The organism is Paenarthrobacter sp. NPDC057355 (genome assembly GCF_042667405.1).
GTDB lineage: Bacteria > Actinomycetota > Actinomycetes > Actinomycetales > Micrococcaceae > Arthrobacter.
This window is the reverse complement of record NZ_JBHVAL010000003.1, coordinates 81,651-96,284: the sequence shown is the minus strand read 5'-3', so window position 1 is coordinate 96,284 and position 14,634 is coordinate 81,651. Positions and strand designations below refer to the sequence as shown.

Below are 14,634 nucleotides of genomic sequence, written 5' to 3'. Positions count from 1 at the left end.
CCCATCCAAGTCACTGCTCGCGGTTCGGACGGGCAACGACCTCTTCACGGCGCAGCCCGACATGTCCGGCTCATGGAATGACCACCTGCTCGTCGACCCGCTCAGTAAACGGCGGCTCATCCGGACAGGCAACCGATGCCATGACCGGACCTTCGGCTTTTGCCGTGTATCGCACACAGGCGTTGACAGTTCGCTGCTCAGCCCACAAACCCCCGCTGGTGGTTAAGTGTTCGCGGTAGTACCGGTCAGCGTAAAAGTTTCCATCTGCGTCCCAACCGAACGAGTACGCGATGTCGTTTGCCTGCAACATTGAGCGCACCCCATCCCGGTCGGAGACATCCGTGGCCGCGGTGAACCCGGTGAACCAGTCCATGCCTTCTGCAGCGCGGTCCCGGATGGCGATTCGTCCCAGTTCCTCGATGCTGGGCCGTGCACATGAGGACAGAGCCAACAGGAAGATCATTGCGCAGCAAAGCGTCCAGCCACGTCTCATTCATTCCCCCAAAACTTACAAAAACCCAGCCTAACCCCGGGCAAGCACAAGCGGCCGGTGACGCGACCGCCGTCGGACGCTGCCGCCGTCGACCCTGTGTCGCTAATCAGGCTCCGATGGCGCTGATGGCGTAGTGGGCGATGCGGAGAAGGTCCTCTTTACTGGCGCCGTCGCGGGCTTGCTGGCTCATTCCCTGCAGCGTCGCTCCAACAAAGCCAGCCATGGCATGGGTGTCCGTGTCCGGGGGGATCCTGCCGGCGTCACGGTCGCGGGTAAGTACTTCCGCCATGGCCATGATGTTGTCGTTGCGCATTTTGGCCAGACGCTCTGCGACGTGGCGGTTCGCGGAGGTCACTGCGACGGCGGAGCTGATCACCAGACAGCCTCCGGGGAACGTTTTTGACGGGTAGTGGTCGGCCGCTTCTATCAGCAGCCGGCGCATGAGCTTCAGCCCGGAGTCTTCTTCTGCGAAGGCGATGGACATGAAGTTTCCGTGGGTTGCGTTGTAGTGGTCCACGACGGAGAAGAAGAGATCTTCCTTGGAACCGAAGGCCTTGTAGAGGCTGGGTGGATTGATGCCCATGGCTTTTGTGAGCTCCGCCAGAGACGTGCCCTCGTAGCCGCTGTCCCAGAAGACCAAAGTAGCTGCTTCAAGGGCTTCGTCGATACTAAATTTCCGGCCTTGGCCTGCTTTACCTGACATCTTCGTCCTCTCGTCGTTCCTCTCAATAAGAGCCCCCAGCAGCCGGTATCTATTCCGACCGCCTCCACGAGAGTGGTTTTTCATACTGTGGCGAGCGCCACATATAAGTTTCCGACATCTTTCTTGTAGTGATCACTAAACGTATGCAAGTATCTCATCCATGAGCGAAACACACAAAGACAACATCGCCGTCGTGACCGGGGCCAGCCGCGGAATCGGCGCCGCAATCTCCGCCCGCCTTGCCACAGCCGGCCTGATCGTCGCTGTCCACTACGGAAAGGACAAGAAGGCAGCCGCCGATGTCGCAGCCTCCATCGAGGCTGCCGGGGGCAAGGCCTTCGCTTTCCAGGCGGACCTTGGAAGCGATAGCGCAGCACAGGATTTTTGGGCCGCCTACGACAAAGCCGCTGCCGAAGCCGGAGTTCTAAACCAGCCGATTCAGGTTCTCGTGAACAATGCAGGGGTTACCTTGCGCGGGGCCATCGAGGATTTCAGCCGGGAAGACTTTCTTACCCAGCAGGCCATCAACGTCAACGCACCCTACTTCATCGTCAAGGAAGGCCTGACCCGGATCGCTAGCGGGGGCCGCATCATCAATATCTCCTCCGGCGTCACCCGCATCGCATTCCCGGAAATCATCGGTTATGCCCTGACCAAGGGCGCAATTGAAGCCTTCACACTGACTCTCGCCAAGCACCTCGGGCCCAAGGGAATCACCGTAAATTCGGTCGCCCCTGGCGTCGTAGACACAGACATTAACGCTGGTTGGCTGCGCGGCAACGAAGAAGCCCAAGCCGGGGTCGCTGCCAGCAGCGCCCTGGGCCGAGTCGGCCAGCCTGACGACATCGCAAGCATCGTCGCTTTCCTTGCGTCCGATGAAGCTCGCTGGGTCACGGGGCAGAAGATCGACGCGACCGGCGGCACCAACCTCTAACCCACCAGAACGACCAAGACGCTTACCGTATCTGCGTCACAACCACACAGGGCCCAAACTAGGCCTCTTTCGCATCACATCCAGGGGGAATCATGAACCGTGCCCAAATTCGTGGCATAGACCATTTCGGTCTCACTGTCAGATCACTTCGCCAAGCGATCCATGACCTTAAGAACGCCGTCGGCGCTGAGGTCTGCTACGTGGAAGGCCCGATCACTGATCGGGAACCGGGATGGATGGCGGCGAAACTGGGAGCACGGGGAACCTGATCATTGACGGTCACCGCAATGAACGTTCGCGGTATCAACCTCGAACTTTTCGAGTACGCTGGCGCCGAACGCCGCTCCTGGGACTCTCCCCCGGGAGCGGCAGGCAGCTTCTGCCTCCTCTTCCAGACCCCGAACCCTGACCGCGTGATCGCCAGACTTTACAACGAAAACGCGACAGTTCGCCCTATCGAGCACCCCATCAACGGGTATGAGGTCGCACTTCCTTCCGGGATCCATCTGGCAATCCAGCACAAACCAGTGGAGCGCCTCCTCGGAGCAGTTGCTTTGGGCCGGTACGACTTCGCAAAGGCCCAGCACGAGCTGACATCCACGCTGGCTTTCGGCCAAGACGAGGCCATCACCGCGTTCGGGGCCACTGGTTACCTTTTCAGCAGCAAGCATGGACTTCCGCTGGCAGTACTCCACGGGAGCTCCCCCTCACCCCGTCCGGCAAACAGCGACGTGGGCGGCCATCACGTTGCCTTCCACGCCGACGACGTGGACCAGGCGGTCAACTTCTTCCGGAGCATCACTGGTTACTCCACGTTGGGCGAACCCGAGACCATCACCGACGGACCCATCGCCGGAGACCGATGGGTATACCTCAACTCTCCCTTCGGGCTCCAGCTCGAGATCATCAACATGCCCGACGGCGCCCTGCCCTACGAAAAGGACGCTGCCGCGCTCCGGACCCCCATCGCGATCGGAGCGTTCTCTTGAGCCTCACCGCTTCCCGCCGGTCGATACTCAGCGCAAGCGGCGCACTGCTGGGCGCCATCGCCCTAAGCGGCGCGCCTGCCCGCGCCGAAGCGGCCGAAACCCAGGCCCGAGCCGGAGGCTATCAAGTCATCACCTCCGCTTCCGAACAGTTCGATGACCTGCAACAAGGTACAAACCTGCGGTGGAGAGGACAGGCCACGCGCATCGCCTTCCCACGCACTGCAGCCGAGGTCGCCGAAGAACTTCGCACCGTCCTGCGGCTGGGACTGAAACCTTCTGCCAGAAGCGGAGGGCACTGCTACGAAGGATTTGTGGCCAATCCTGCGGTGGAGTCCATCATTGATCTCTCCGCCATGGACCAAGTCCGCTGGGACCCGGAGATGAATGCCTTCGAGGTAGGAGCCGGCGCGCAGCTGGGACTGGTCTACCAACTCCTCTACAAGCAATGGGGTGTCTATGTCCCTGCCGGGAATTGCCCCACCGTTGCTGCTGGCGGCCACATCGCCGGCGGTGGTTACGGATCGATGAACCGCCGCGACGGCCTCGTCGTTGACCACCTCCTTGCTGTCGAAGCCGTTCACGTCCGCCGGGACGGTTCAGTCGCCGTCAGCCGCGGAACCCGGGACGCGCAGGACCAACACCATGAACTGTGGTGGGCCTATACCGGCGGAGGGGGTGGGAACTTCGGCGTCGCAACCCGCTACTGGCTCCGCAGCCCCACAGCCAAGGAAGGCCGGCCGGAAAAGGCTCTGCCATCACCGCCGCGTCACGTTTGGCTCAGCACCATTTCCTGGTCTTGGGATGACATCGATGAAGGATCATTCACCCGTCTGTTGAACAACCACGGTCAGTGGCACGAGAAGAACGCGACCGCCGGAACGCCGGAGGCGAACCTCTTTGCCCAGCTCAAAACCTGGCACCGCTGCAATGGCTCCATCACCATGGACACCATCGTCGATGCCGCAGCACCGGATTCCAAAGGCGTCCTGGACCGCTACCTGGCAGCCATTTCGGAGGGAGTCCCTGCAGCAAAAGTAGTCCAGCGCCGAGTCGTGCCATGGATGCAGGCCACGCAATGGACCGGGTTCACCGGGCCGGACTCCACTAGACGATTCAAAGGCAAATCCGCATACCTGCGTCGTACCTACACACCTGAGGCGATTGCCGCCGCGTACCGCGGGCTGAACGACCCGGCCATCACCAACCCCGGAGCGTTGCTGATGATCGCCTCCTACGGAGGGGCCGTCAACACCGTTGCCCCGGACGCGACGGCTGTTCCCCAACGGGACTCCATCATCAAGTTTCAAGTGGTCTCCATCTGGGACAACCCTGAAGATGACCAAAGCAACATCACCTGGACCCGCAACACCTACCAAGGCATGTTCGCCTCCACCGGCGGAGTCCCCCCGCTGAGCTCCACAGCGGATGGCGCTTTCGTCAACTACGCGGACACCGACCTGGATGACAACAACTGGAACACCTCCGGACTGACCTCGTTCGACCTCTATTACAAGGGCAACCTGCCCCGGCTCAAACGCGCACGCGCCACTTACGACCCGAAGGGAGTGTTCTCCCATGCCCAAAGCATCCCTCTTGCCTGAACCGACCGGAACACGTCCGGTAACCGCACGCCGCTTGGACGCCCTAACAGGGCTCCGCTTCTACGCCGCGCTGCTTGTTTTCGCCTTCCACATCAGCCTGAGTCGTTTCTACTTGGGTAATTCAGACATCGTCGAACCGTTGCGGTTCATTCTCAAAAACGGCGGATGGTTCGGCGTCACGTTCTTCTTCATCCTTTCCGGCTTCGTCCTGATGTGGTCTGCCCGCGCCGGGGACACTCCCGGACGGTTTATCTGGCGACGAATCTCCAAGATCGTTCCGAACCACGCCGTGACCTTTGTCATTGCCCTGGCCATCGGCGGGCTTGGAGCCTCCACAATGGGTGAAGCTGTCGCAAACCTCCTGCTTGTCCACGCCTGGATACCGGACGACACTGCCTTCTTCAGCATCAACCACCCCAGCTGGTCGCTCTCAGCCGAACTTTTCTTCTACATTGCGTTCCCGTTTGTGCTGCCCATGGTGAACCGCATCCCACGACACCGGGTGCTTCTCATCGGTGTGGGTCTGATCGGGCTGATCACTTTGGCGCCGTTGGCGGCCGGGCTCCTTCCCACCGGAGAAGCCTTCGGCCCCAACCACGCCCAATCACCGTTGTTCGGCGCCTCCATTCCGCAAATCTGGGCCGTCTACGCACTCCCACCGGTCAGGCTGCTCGAATTCACCCTGGGCATGCTCGCGGCCCGGGCGGTTCGCGAGCAAACCCTGCCGACCGTGCCGCTCGGTCCTGCCCTCCTGCTCGCAGCCCTCGGCTACGCAGGGTCGCTTTTCCTGCCAATTACCTGGCAAATGGACGCAGCCTATGTCATCCCCGTGCTCCTGCTTGTCGTCGCCGCAGCACAAGACCCTTCCCCACCGGCAGTCCTGGCCTCCCCGGCAGCAGTCCGTTTAGGCGAGTTGTCCTTCGCGTTTTACATGGTTCACGACATTGTTCTGACCCTGGCCCGCAAGATCCTCGGTCCGGCCCCGCTTCCGCCATTGCCCGCCGTCATCACCATTCTCGCTGCCTTTGGGCTCAGCCTCGGCTGCGCCTATTTGCTGTGGCGGCTGGTCGAAGTCCCGGCCAACAACGCACTGCGTTCCCGTAACCCCTTTCCCGCACGACCCACCATCTCCCGAGAGGCCTGAAATGACTACCATCAACCGCGCATGGACCGTCTCCGCCCAGCAGGACGTGCAGTACCGCGTCGAAACCACCTTTGACATCCTCGACCCCGCCAACCCGACATTGGTAGATGGAGAACACGGCTCACGACGGCTCATCGTCACCGACACCACCGTCAACGACCTTTACGGCGAGAAGATCCGCGCCTACGCCGCTGCGAACCTCTCCGAATACCGAATCCTGGTCCTGCCACACGGCGAAACAAACAAGCGTTGGAGCGCCGTGGAAACGGTCCTCGAAGCCATCGAGACCTTCAAGCTCGATCGCCGACGGGAACCCGTCATCGCTATCGGCGGTGGAGTCCTCACCGACATCGTTGGTTTCGCCTGCAGCATCTACCGCCGCAACACCCCCTTCGTCAGAGTGCCCACTACGCTGATCGGAATCGTTGACGCGAGCGTCGGAGTCAAAACCGGTGTGAACTTTCACGCCGGTAAAAACAAAATCGGTACCTACTTCGCCGCCTCCCGCAACCTCCTCGACACCTCCTTCCTCGCCTCCCTGGACCAGCGCCATGTCTCCAACGGGCTGGCGGAAATCCTTAAAATTGCATTGGTCAAGGACGAAGAACTATTCAACCTGCTCGAAGAGCATGGCGCCGAAGCACTGACTGGCCGGTTCCAACAGAACACCGAGGCCCAGCAGCAGATCATCGACAAGGCCATTACCGGGATGCTCGAGGAGTTGGAACCCAACCTCTGGGAACAGACCCTGGAACGCTTGGTCGACTACGGCCATACCTTCTCCCCCACGGTGGAAATGACTGCCTTGCCTGAACTTCTGCACGGCGAAGCCGTGTGCTTGGACATGGCCCTTACGACCGCCATCAGCGTCCACCGTGGCCTCGTGGCTCCCGAGCAGTCCAGCCGGATCTTCAGCGTCATGCGCGCGCTTGGTCTGCCTGTAACCCACCCCTCCATGAGCGTCGAAGTTCTGGTGACGGCCCTCATAGACACAACCAGGCACCGCAATGGACTCCAGCGATTGCCCCTGCCCACCGGAATCGGATCGGCGACCTTCGTCAACGACCTGACATCCGGGGACATCGAAGCTGCGCTGGAAGTCCTCATCCATGCCACGACCCGCGACCTGGCAGGTTCCGCGGCATGAATATCCTCACCAAAGTGCCACCGAGGCCCCGCACTCCTTCCGGCCACGCCACCGTCCTGGGTGTCCACGGGGCTGCAGGCACCACCGGATGGAAAGCCTTTTATACGCGGCGCGAGCTCGAATCCGCGACAGAGGCCGTGGAATGGGCGACACTCCCTCCCGGCGGTGTCAGCGGGGAACACCATCACACGCGGACCGAGGAGATCTACCTGGTCCTGGATGGAACCGGCGAGTTTTTCCTCAACGGAACACCGCACCAAGTCAGTCCGGGAACCCTCGCACTGACCACACCTGGAAATACCCACGGCTTGCGTAACACCGGGACAACAACCCTGAACTGGTGGGTTATTGAAACCCTCACACCACACACTCAGAGCTGCCTCGAAGGCGGCCCGCTCGAAGGAAGATCACCCATGCCGGCCAGCATCCACGACCTCCACTCCACTCCCCGCGTCAGCACACACGGGACTTTTGACGGCCCTCTTGCCGCCATCGAACGCCACACCCTCAGCCAAGGACAGAGCCTGAACTTAGGAAAACCGGGGACGGAAATTGCAGGGTTCCTGAATAACGGCAGCGCCACACTTTCCTTCGCTGACACCAGCGCTACCATCGCTGCGCCCACCTCGTTCCTGGTCCCGAACGGATCCAATGCCGGGCTGACAGCAAACTCCGATGTGGAACTGTTTGCCGTCGAGCTCAGGACTCCGGCGTCATGATCATCAATACACCAGACACGAAAGATTACTGGAGCTGCCTGATCCGCCGCGGAATGCTGCACAGCGAAACAGAAACCATCGAGCATTGGACCTTGGCGCCCCAACAAGGCCTTACGCTAGGCGACCAAGGTGTGCACGAAGCCGTCATCATCCTTTCCGGTCACGCCGATATCGAAGGCCGGAAGCTTGAAACGGGGTCCGTGGTGCTGGCACCAGCTCAGGAACAGGCGACGCTGAGGGCCGAGACGGAGACGATCCTGCTAAGCGTCAGAACATACCCTGAATCGGTTACCAGCAACCTCCCGCCCAGGATTCCCGAGTTGCCCGAAAGCGAAGGTGCCATCTGAAACGCGAAGGGCAGGGCTGCTAACAGCTTGGTCCCTGCCCTTCGCACTCTTTTTCGCCGTCACAGTCGAGATGGCCCCCACCGGCTCGCTGGAACACATCGCCAGGGCATTTGGTTCAGACCTTGGAACAGCTGCGGCCGGATCCAGCCTCTACGCACTCAGCACGGCGATCATGGCGCTTCCCCTTTCCGCCCTCGCCCAACGGTTCGATCTCCGCCAGGCGGCGATCCTCACAGCCTGCGCGTTCGCAGCCCTTGGCCTCGCCACGACGACGGCCCCGGACATGTCGACGTATCTGGTCCTTCGAGCAATCCAAGGAGCCGCCCACGGTGCGTTCTTCCCGCTGGTCTTGTCACTTGCAGCCTCGGCCTCGCCCAATAACACCGGCAAAGCGACCGCAAGGGTACTGCTTGGAAACGGCTGCGCACTTGCCCTCGGTGTACCCGCAGCCGAATCGCTGAGTTACCTTGACTGGCGCATCCCCCTTGCCATCGCATCCTGCGGCGTCCTTGCGGCCATGATCTACGCACCCCGACCGCAAACCTCGACGACGCGAGCAGGGACCACGCCAATGGAAAGTTCCAGCCGCCACTTCCTCCCCATAGCCCTCATCCTCGCTGTGGCGCTGGCTGGACACTTCGCCTACTACACGTTCATCGCGCCCCTGGCCGGCCACGTCCTAATCCAACCGTCCCTTGTCCTGGGGGTTTACGGAGGATCTGTCATCATTGCGACAGCACTGTCCGGGCGGCTGGCAGGGAGCAGACGCCTGCAACGAGCCCTAATCGTCATTGTTGCCGAAGCTGTCATCCTCGCTGGAGCCGCCCTGCTCTCAGCACCCATCGTTGTGCTTGCAACTGCAGTACTGGCGGGCACGTGCTTCGGGCTGCTGCCCACGCTCTTGCAGTCAGAAATCCTCGACCGCTCCCTGGGTAACCAAACCATAGCCTCCGGGGCCGCAGTAGTCGCGTTCAACACAGGAATCGCGGCAGGATCCGCCAGTGGAGCAACGCTGGTGGGGATCTCCGTCCAAGCACCCGCGCTCCTCGGTGCTTGCCTTCTCGGCATCGCCGCCATCATGCTGGCCTTCAGGCAGAGACGCACAAGCGCACAAGAGCCTGCAATGTCAGGCAGCTCCGCAAGTCCCTGATCCAATCGCGCGTTCCACGCACGTTGGACAGATCGGGCCGAACTCTCAGCGACACCCTCAATTCACACAGGTTAAACGGCGGGCACCAGCGGACGGTGACGCGACCGCCGTCGTACGTTGGCGCCGTCGAACGTTTCCGCACCCACGTCCGCCCCTGCGGCTACATTGAAAGGACGTCAACAACCTTGGGGGGTATGCGTGATGAAGCGCAAGCGTTCAGTGGCCATTGGAATTGTGTGCCTGGTCCTTGCCGGCATCACCGCGTGCACAGGGCAACAAAAGCTCACCTCTGAGCTTCACTCTTTCAACTCCATCGATGAGGCGTTTGCTGCCGTGGATGACGTCCTGGAGTGCAATCCGCAGCCCGTCGGCGATCCGGTAGTTCCCATGAGCGACGGCGTGAAGTTGGTCTCGGCCCAGCGGCTGTGTTCCGAGCACGTGCAGGTGGACCTCTACCCGGACCAGGAAAGCGTTGAGAAGAGTTACAAGATCCTGGCCGGCTCCAGGCAGGGCGACATCAACATTGTGCGGGGCAGCAACTGGATGGTGGTCGACTTCAGCGCCGTCGCGTCCGGGAGTCCCTCAACGAAGAACATCGAACGCCTGTCCACGAAACTGAGGAGTGAATACTCGGTTGTTGGGGCCTAGTTTCCACAGGCGACGCATCGTGTAACCCTCTTGTAACCCCCTCCGCCCTTTACTTGTGACGTGGGCCACTTTCCAGCCAATGACGTGCCGGATGGTGTCCCCTCGCCAGCAACGGAAAGAGGAATCATGCCTGACACAGCCAACGGTGCGGTGGAAGCCTGGTTGACGCAGTTCGACGACGCTCTGCGCAGCCAGGACATCCACGCCGTATTGGAACTCTTCGAAGACGAATCGTATTGGCGCGACTTCGTCTCCTTCACCTGGAATCTCAAAACCCTCGAGGGCAAGGACGCCATCAAGGACATGCTGGAAGCCGTACTCGCAGACGTCCAGCCTGCCCAGTGGACCTTGGCCGAAGACGCCACGGGCGACGCCGCCAACCCCGAAGCCTGGGTGAACTTCGAAACGCTGCAAGGCAGGGGCTATGCACACCTGCGGCTCCGCAACGGCAAATGCTGGACGCTCCTCACAACCATGCAGGAGCTCAAGGGCTTCGAAGAAAAGAAGGGCCCCAACCGCGAACAAGGGGTCACCCACAATATCGAAAAAGGTCGGAAATCCTGGCTGGAACGCAGAGAGGAGGATGCCGCCCGCCTCGGCTACGAGGACCAGCCGTACGCGGTGGTCATCGGCGGCGGCCAAGGCGGCATTGGACTCGGCGCGCGGCTTCGCCGGCTGGGCGTGCCCACCATCATCGTCGACAAGAACGCCCGTCCCGGCGACGCTTGGCGCAACCGGTACAAGTCCCTGCACCTGCACGACCCCGTCTGGTACGACCACCTGCCGTACCTGAACTTCCCCGACGACTGGCCCGTCTTCGCAGCCAAGGACAAGATCGGCGACTGGTTGGAGCACTACACCAGCATCATGGAGCTCAACTACTGGTCCAACACCGAATGCACCAAGGTGCGCTGGGACGAGGAAAGCGGCACCTGGGAGGTCAATGTCATTCGCGACGGCGAAAGGGTCACCTTGCGTCCCCGGCAACTCGTCTTCGCGCTCGGCGTTTCCGGTTATCCGAACATCCCTGTCTTCGACGGCGCTGAGACCTTCCTCGGCGAGCAATACCATTCCTCCAAGCATCCTGGCGGCGGCGACTGGACCGGCAAAAAGGCAGTAGTGATCGGCTCCAACAACTCGGCACACGACATTTGCGCGGACCTCTGGGAGCACGGCGCCGACGTCACCATGGTCCAACGCTCATCCACCCACATCGCCCGCAGCGAATCGCTGATGGACCTTGCCCTCGGGGATCTCTACTCCGAGCGGGCACTGGCCAACGGCGTGACCACCGAGAAGGCCGACCTCCTGTTCGCCTCGCTCCCGTACCGCATCCTTCCGGACGCGCAGGTGCCTGTGTACCAAGAGATAGCAAAGCGCGACGCCGACTTTTACTCCCAGCTCGAAGCCGCCGGATTTGAACTGGACTTCGGGGTGGATGGTTCAGGCCTGTTCCTCAAGTACCTGCGACGCGGCTCCGGCTACTACATCGACGTCGGTGCTTCGCAGCTGATCATCGACGGTCGCGTGAAACTCGCCAACGGCCAGGTCAGCAAGATCACCGGGAACGCCGTGATCATGGACAACGGCGACGAACTCGAAGCCGATGTGATCATCTACGCCACGGGCTATGGCTCCATGAACGGTTGGCTCGCGGACCTCGTCTCCCCCGAAGTCGCCGACCAGGTGGGCAAGTGCTGGGGCTACGGCTCCGACACCCCCAAAGATCCGGGCCCATGGGAGGGCGAACTGCGCAACATGTGGAAGCCCACCAATGTCGAGAACCTCTGGATCCACGGGGGAAATCTGCATCAGAGCAGGCACTACTCCAAGTACCTCGCACTGCAGCTCAAGGCCCGCATGGAGGGACTGCCCACCCCCGTGTACAGCCTGCAGCCATCCCACCACACGCGCTAAGGAGCCAGCCTTGAAAGCAGCACGATTTCACGCCCGGAACGACATAAGGATCGACGACGTCGACGAGCCGCAGGTGCGGCCCGGCACCGTCAAGATCCAGGTGGCATGGTGCGGTATCTGTGGAACCGATCTCCACGAGTTCCTCGAAGGCCCCATCTTTGTGCCTTCGCCGGGGCACCCCCATCCCCTGTCACAGGAAGAAGCACCGGTGACCATGGGACACGAATTCTCGGGGACCATCGTGGAACTTGGAGGTGGCGTTCAGGCTCTTGAAGTCGGCGACAACGTCGTGGTGGAGCCCTACTTCGTCTGCGATGAGTGCCCGCCCTGCAAAGCCGGCAACTACCACCTCTGCACCAAGATGGGCTTCATTGGGCTCTCCGGTGGAGGCGGCGGCCTGGGGAGCATGGTGGTGGTCGACACCCGCTGGGTCCACAAGGTCGGCGACATTCCACTGGACGAAGCGGCCCTGATCGAGCCGCTGTCCGTAGCCCATCACGCCGTGACGCGCAGTGGGGCCAAAGCGGGCGATGTCGCCCTGGTGGGTGGCTCCGGGCCCATCGGATTGTTGACGGCGGCCGTTCTGAAAAGCCAGGGGGTCACCACCGTCATCAGTGAACTCAGTGCAGCCCGCAAGGAGAAGGCGATCTCCAGCGGGGTTGCAGATCATGTGATTGATCCCAGCCAGGAAGATCTTCAGGCCCGGATCCTGGAGCTCACCGACGGCGTTGGGGCGGACGTGGCCTTCGAATGCGCCGGGGTCAACGCGGTGCTGGACACCCTGCTGACGGCAGTGAAGCCCGCCGGCGTGGTGGTGAACGTGTCCATTTGGGGCCACCCGGCCACGGTGGACATGCAGAAAATAGTGCTGAAGGAAATCGATCTGCGCGGCACCATCGCCTACGTCCGGGATCACACTGAGGCCATCAAGCTCGTCCAGGAGGGAAAGGTTGACCTCAAGCCCTTCATCACGGGCAGGATCGCACTGGAGGAACTGGTGGAGAAGGGTTTTAACACACTGATCCACCACAACGACACGGCGGTGAAGATCCTCGTTCATCCGTGAGGGGGTCCAACCCTGGGGCGTCCACCCCGGATCCCGAACGGCAACCTTCCAGCGGTGTAGTCTGCAGGCAAGATTTGGCAAAAGCCGTACGCGACTGGGGGGACCTGCCATGGAACACAAAGATGCCTTGGGCCACCGGAGGGTTGTGGCGTCATCAGCCTCTGCGGTGATGCTGGGCTCTCTATTGCTCGTAGGGCTCGCCCACCCGGCGCGAGCAGATACGACTCTGCCCACTGGGCCCAGGTCGGCGGCAATAGCGGTGAACCAAGCGACTGACAAAATTTACGTCAACAACTATGACGACACCGTGACCGTGATCGACGGGCCCACCAACACCACTGCGACCATCCAGACCGGAAGGAGCGGTGATGGCCGGTCGATGGTTGTAAATCCGGAGACGAACAAAATCTACTTCACAAAGGGTGACGGGTCCGGTTGTGCGTGCGGCGCCTCCCTGGGGGTGATTGACGGGGCCTCCAACACCGTTGCTGACATCGGCTTCGCAGTCATCCCCGACGCAGGGATGCTGGCAGTGAACGAAGTGACCAACAAGGTTTACGCTGCCGGTGACGGCCGCCGTGTGGCGGTGATCGACGGGGACACCAACACCACAGCAACCATTCCCATACCCACCGGGGTGGGCAAGCTGGCAGTGAACCCGGTGACCAACACCATCTACGTCGCCCCTTCGAACGGGGGAACCGTGGCAGTGATTGACGGGGACACCAACTCCACAGCAACCATTCCCATAACCACCGGATACCACCCGATGTCCGTGGCGGTGAATCCGGAAACCAACAAAATTTACGTAGCCAATCGGGACAGCAACATTTTGACCGTGATCGACGGCGCCACCAACACCATCAACGCGGAACTCACCACAGCCAATCATCCGGCGGCGGTGGCGGTGAACCCGTGGACCAACAAAATCTACGTCTCCGGCGATGACGCTGTGACAGTGGTCGACGGTGACACCAACACCCCAACCACCGTAAGGGGCGGTGGAAGCGCGCTGGCTGTAAACCCTGCGACCAACAAAATCTACGTCACCGGCTACAGCTATGGCAGCACGCCCAATGCCGTGACGGTGATCGACGGGACCACAGATACCTCGGCGATCGTTGCCGCCGGAGGCCATCACTCGGTGGCAGTGAACCCGTTGACCAACAAGATCTACGTGACCAGCTTCAGCAATACTGTCAGGGTGCTGGATGGGGCCACACCCAGGAAGGACTACAACGACGACGGCACGACGGACGTGCTCGCCCGCGACACCGCAGGAACCCTGTGGCTGTACCCGGGCAACGGCTCGGGCGGATGGTTGGACCGGGCCCAGGTCGGACAGGGCTGGAATGTCATGACGGTCATCATCGGCTCAGGTGATTTCAACGGTGACAGCACCGCCGATGTGCTGGCCCGCGACAGCGCAGGAGCCCTCTGGCTGTACCCGGGCAACGGTTCGAGTGGCTGGTTGGGCCGGGCCCAGGTCGGGCAAGGCTGGAACGTCATGACCGCCATCATCGGCCCGGGTGACTTCAACGGTGACGGAACCATGGACGTGCTCGCCCGGGACACCGCAGGCGCCCTCTGGCTATACCCCGGCAACGGCTCGGGCGGCTGGTTCGGCCGGGCCCAGGTCGGCCAAGGCTGGAACGTCATGACCGCCGTCATCGGCCCGGGCGACTTCAACGGTGACGGAACCATGGACGTGCTCGCCCGGGACACCGCAGGCGCCCTCTGGCTATACCCCGGCAACGGCTCGGGCGGCTGGTTCGG

General features: G+C 61.7%; 14 protein-coding genes. 12 read left to right on the top strand and 2 right to left on the bottom strand.

The window, feature by feature from the left end:
• Positions 1-70: 70 nt before the first annotated feature.
• Together ACFUOZ_RS05950 and ACFUOZ_RS05945 are read right to left on the bottom strand one after the other, a co-directional pair.
• Positions 71-451 (bottom strand): hypothetical protein, encoded by a 381-nt coding sequence (locus ACFUOZ_RS05950; RefSeq protein WP_377545728.1) that lies wholly within the window; start codon positions 449-451, stop codon positions 71-73.
• A gap of 148 nt (positions 452-599) precedes the next feature.
• A complete protein-coding gene (locus ACFUOZ_RS05945) occupies positions 600-1,196 on the bottom strand; it encodes a TetR/AcrR family transcriptional regulator (RefSeq protein ID WP_377545726.1) in 597 nt (198 codons plus the stop codon).
• Positions 1,197-1,356: 160 nt separating this feature from the next.
• On the opposite strand from ACFUOZ_RS05945, the gene ACFUOZ_RS05940 reads away from it, so the two are divergent.
• From ACFUOZ_RS05940 to ACFUOZ_RS05885, 12 genes are all read left to right on the top strand, one after another.
• A complete protein-coding gene (locus tag ACFUOZ_RS05940; protein WP_377545724.1) occupies positions 1,357-2,130 on the top strand; it encodes an SDR family oxidoreductase in 774 nt (257 codons plus the stop codon).
• Between the two features lie 287 nt (positions 2,131-2,417).
• On the top strand, positions 2,418-3,119 hold the full coding sequence (locus tag ACFUOZ_RS05935; protein ID WP_377545722.1) for a hypothetical protein: 702 nt from the start codon (positions 2,418-2,420) through the stop codon (positions 3,117-3,119).
• Complete coding sequence (locus ACFUOZ_RS05930; RefSeq protein ID WP_377545720.1) at positions 3,116-4,720, top strand: FAD-dependent oxidoreductase; 1,605 nt, start codon at positions 3,116-3,118, stop codon at positions 4,718-4,720. The genes ACFUOZ_RS05935 and ACFUOZ_RS05930 overlap by 4 nt, the downstream gene beginning before the upstream one ends.
• The gene (locus ACFUOZ_RS05925; RefSeq protein WP_377545718.1) at positions 4,695-5,864 is read left to right on the top strand and encodes an acyltransferase family protein; all 1,170 of its coding nucleotides are present in this window, start codon (positions 4,695-4,697) and stop codon (positions 5,862-5,864) included. The genes ACFUOZ_RS05930 and ACFUOZ_RS05925 overlap by 26 nt, the downstream gene beginning before the upstream one ends.
• Position 5,865: 1 nt before the next feature.
• The gene (locus ACFUOZ_RS05920) at positions 5,866-7,011 is read left to right on the top strand and encodes a sedoheptulose 7-phosphate cyclase (protein ID WP_377545716.1); all 1,146 of its coding nucleotides are present in this window, start codon (positions 5,866-5,868) and stop codon (positions 7,009-7,011) included.
• Positions 7,008-7,730: a cupin domain-containing protein gene (locus ACFUOZ_RS05915; protein ID WP_377545714.1), complete on the top strand. Its 723-nt coding sequence runs from the start codon at positions 7,008-7,010 to the stop codon at positions 7,728-7,730. Before ACFUOZ_RS05920 ends, ACFUOZ_RS05915 begins: the two co-directional genes overlap by 4 nt.
• A complete protein-coding gene (locus ACFUOZ_RS05910; RefSeq protein WP_377545712.1) occupies positions 7,727-8,077 on the top strand; it encodes a hypothetical protein in 351 nt (116 codons plus the stop codon). The genes ACFUOZ_RS05915 and ACFUOZ_RS05910 overlap by 4 nt, the downstream gene beginning before the upstream one ends.
• Positions 8,067-9,227, top strand: a complete 1,161-nt coding sequence (locus ACFUOZ_RS05905) for an MFS transporter (RefSeq protein WP_377545710.1) — start codon at positions 8,067-8,069, stop codon at positions 9,225-9,227. Before ACFUOZ_RS05910 ends, ACFUOZ_RS05905 begins: the two co-directional genes overlap by 11 nt.
• A gap of 198 nt (positions 9,228-9,425) precedes the next feature.
• Positions 9,426-9,875 (top strand): hypothetical protein, encoded by a 450-nt coding sequence (locus ACFUOZ_RS05900; RefSeq protein ID WP_377545708.1) that lies wholly within the window; start codon positions 9,426-9,428, stop codon positions 9,873-9,875.
• Between the two features lie 126 nt (positions 9,876-10,001).
• Complete coding sequence (locus ACFUOZ_RS05895) at positions 10,002-11,792, top strand: NAD(P)-binding domain-containing protein (RefSeq protein WP_377545706.1); 1,791 nt, start codon at positions 10,002-10,004, stop codon at positions 11,790-11,792.
• Between the two features lie 10 nt (positions 11,793-11,802).
• Positions 11,803-12,858 carry a 2,3-butanediol dehydrogenase gene (locus tag ACFUOZ_RS05890; RefSeq protein WP_377545704.1) on the top strand — a complete coding sequence of 352 codons (1,056 nt, stop codon included), beginning with the start codon at positions 11,803-11,805 and terminating at the stop codon, positions 12,856-12,858.
• 109 nt (positions 12,859-12,967) lie between these two features.
• Positions 12,968-14,634: FG-GAP-like repeat-containing protein (locus tag ACFUOZ_RS05885; protein WP_377545702.1), on the top strand; the 1,667-nt coding region annotated here is incomplete at its 3' end.

Coding starts and splice junctions, on each gene's coding strand:
- ACFUOZ_RS05945 (WP_377545726.1), bottom strand. CDS start 1,196: ATGTCAGGTAAAGCAGGCCAAGGCCGGAAATTTAGTATCGACGAAGCC.
- ACFUOZ_RS05940 (WP_377545724.1), top strand. CDS start 1,357: ATGAGCGAAACACACAAAGACAACATCGCCGTCGTGACCGGGGCCAGC.
- ACFUOZ_RS05935 (WP_377545722.1), top strand. CDS start 2,418: ATGAACGTTCGCGGTATCAACCTCGAACTTTTCGAGTACGCTGGCGCC.
- ACFUOZ_RS05925 (WP_377545718.1), top strand. CDS start 4,695: ATGCCCAAAGCATCCCTCTTGCCTGAACCGACCGGAACACGTCCGGTA.
- ACFUOZ_RS05920 (WP_377545716.1), top strand. CDS start 5,866: ATGACTACCATCAACCGCGCATGGACCGTCTCCGCCCAGCAGGACGTG.
- ACFUOZ_RS05915 (WP_377545714.1), top strand. CDS start 7,008: ATGAATATCCTCACCAAAGTGCCACCGAGGCCCCGCACTCCTTCCGGC.
- ACFUOZ_RS05910 (WP_377545712.1), top strand. CDS start 7,727: ATGATCATCAATACACCAGACACGAAAGATTACTGGAGCTGCCTGATC.
- ACFUOZ_RS05895 (WP_377545706.1), top strand. CDS start 10,002: ATGCCTGACACAGCCAACGGTGCGGTGGAAGCCTGGTTGACGCAGTTC.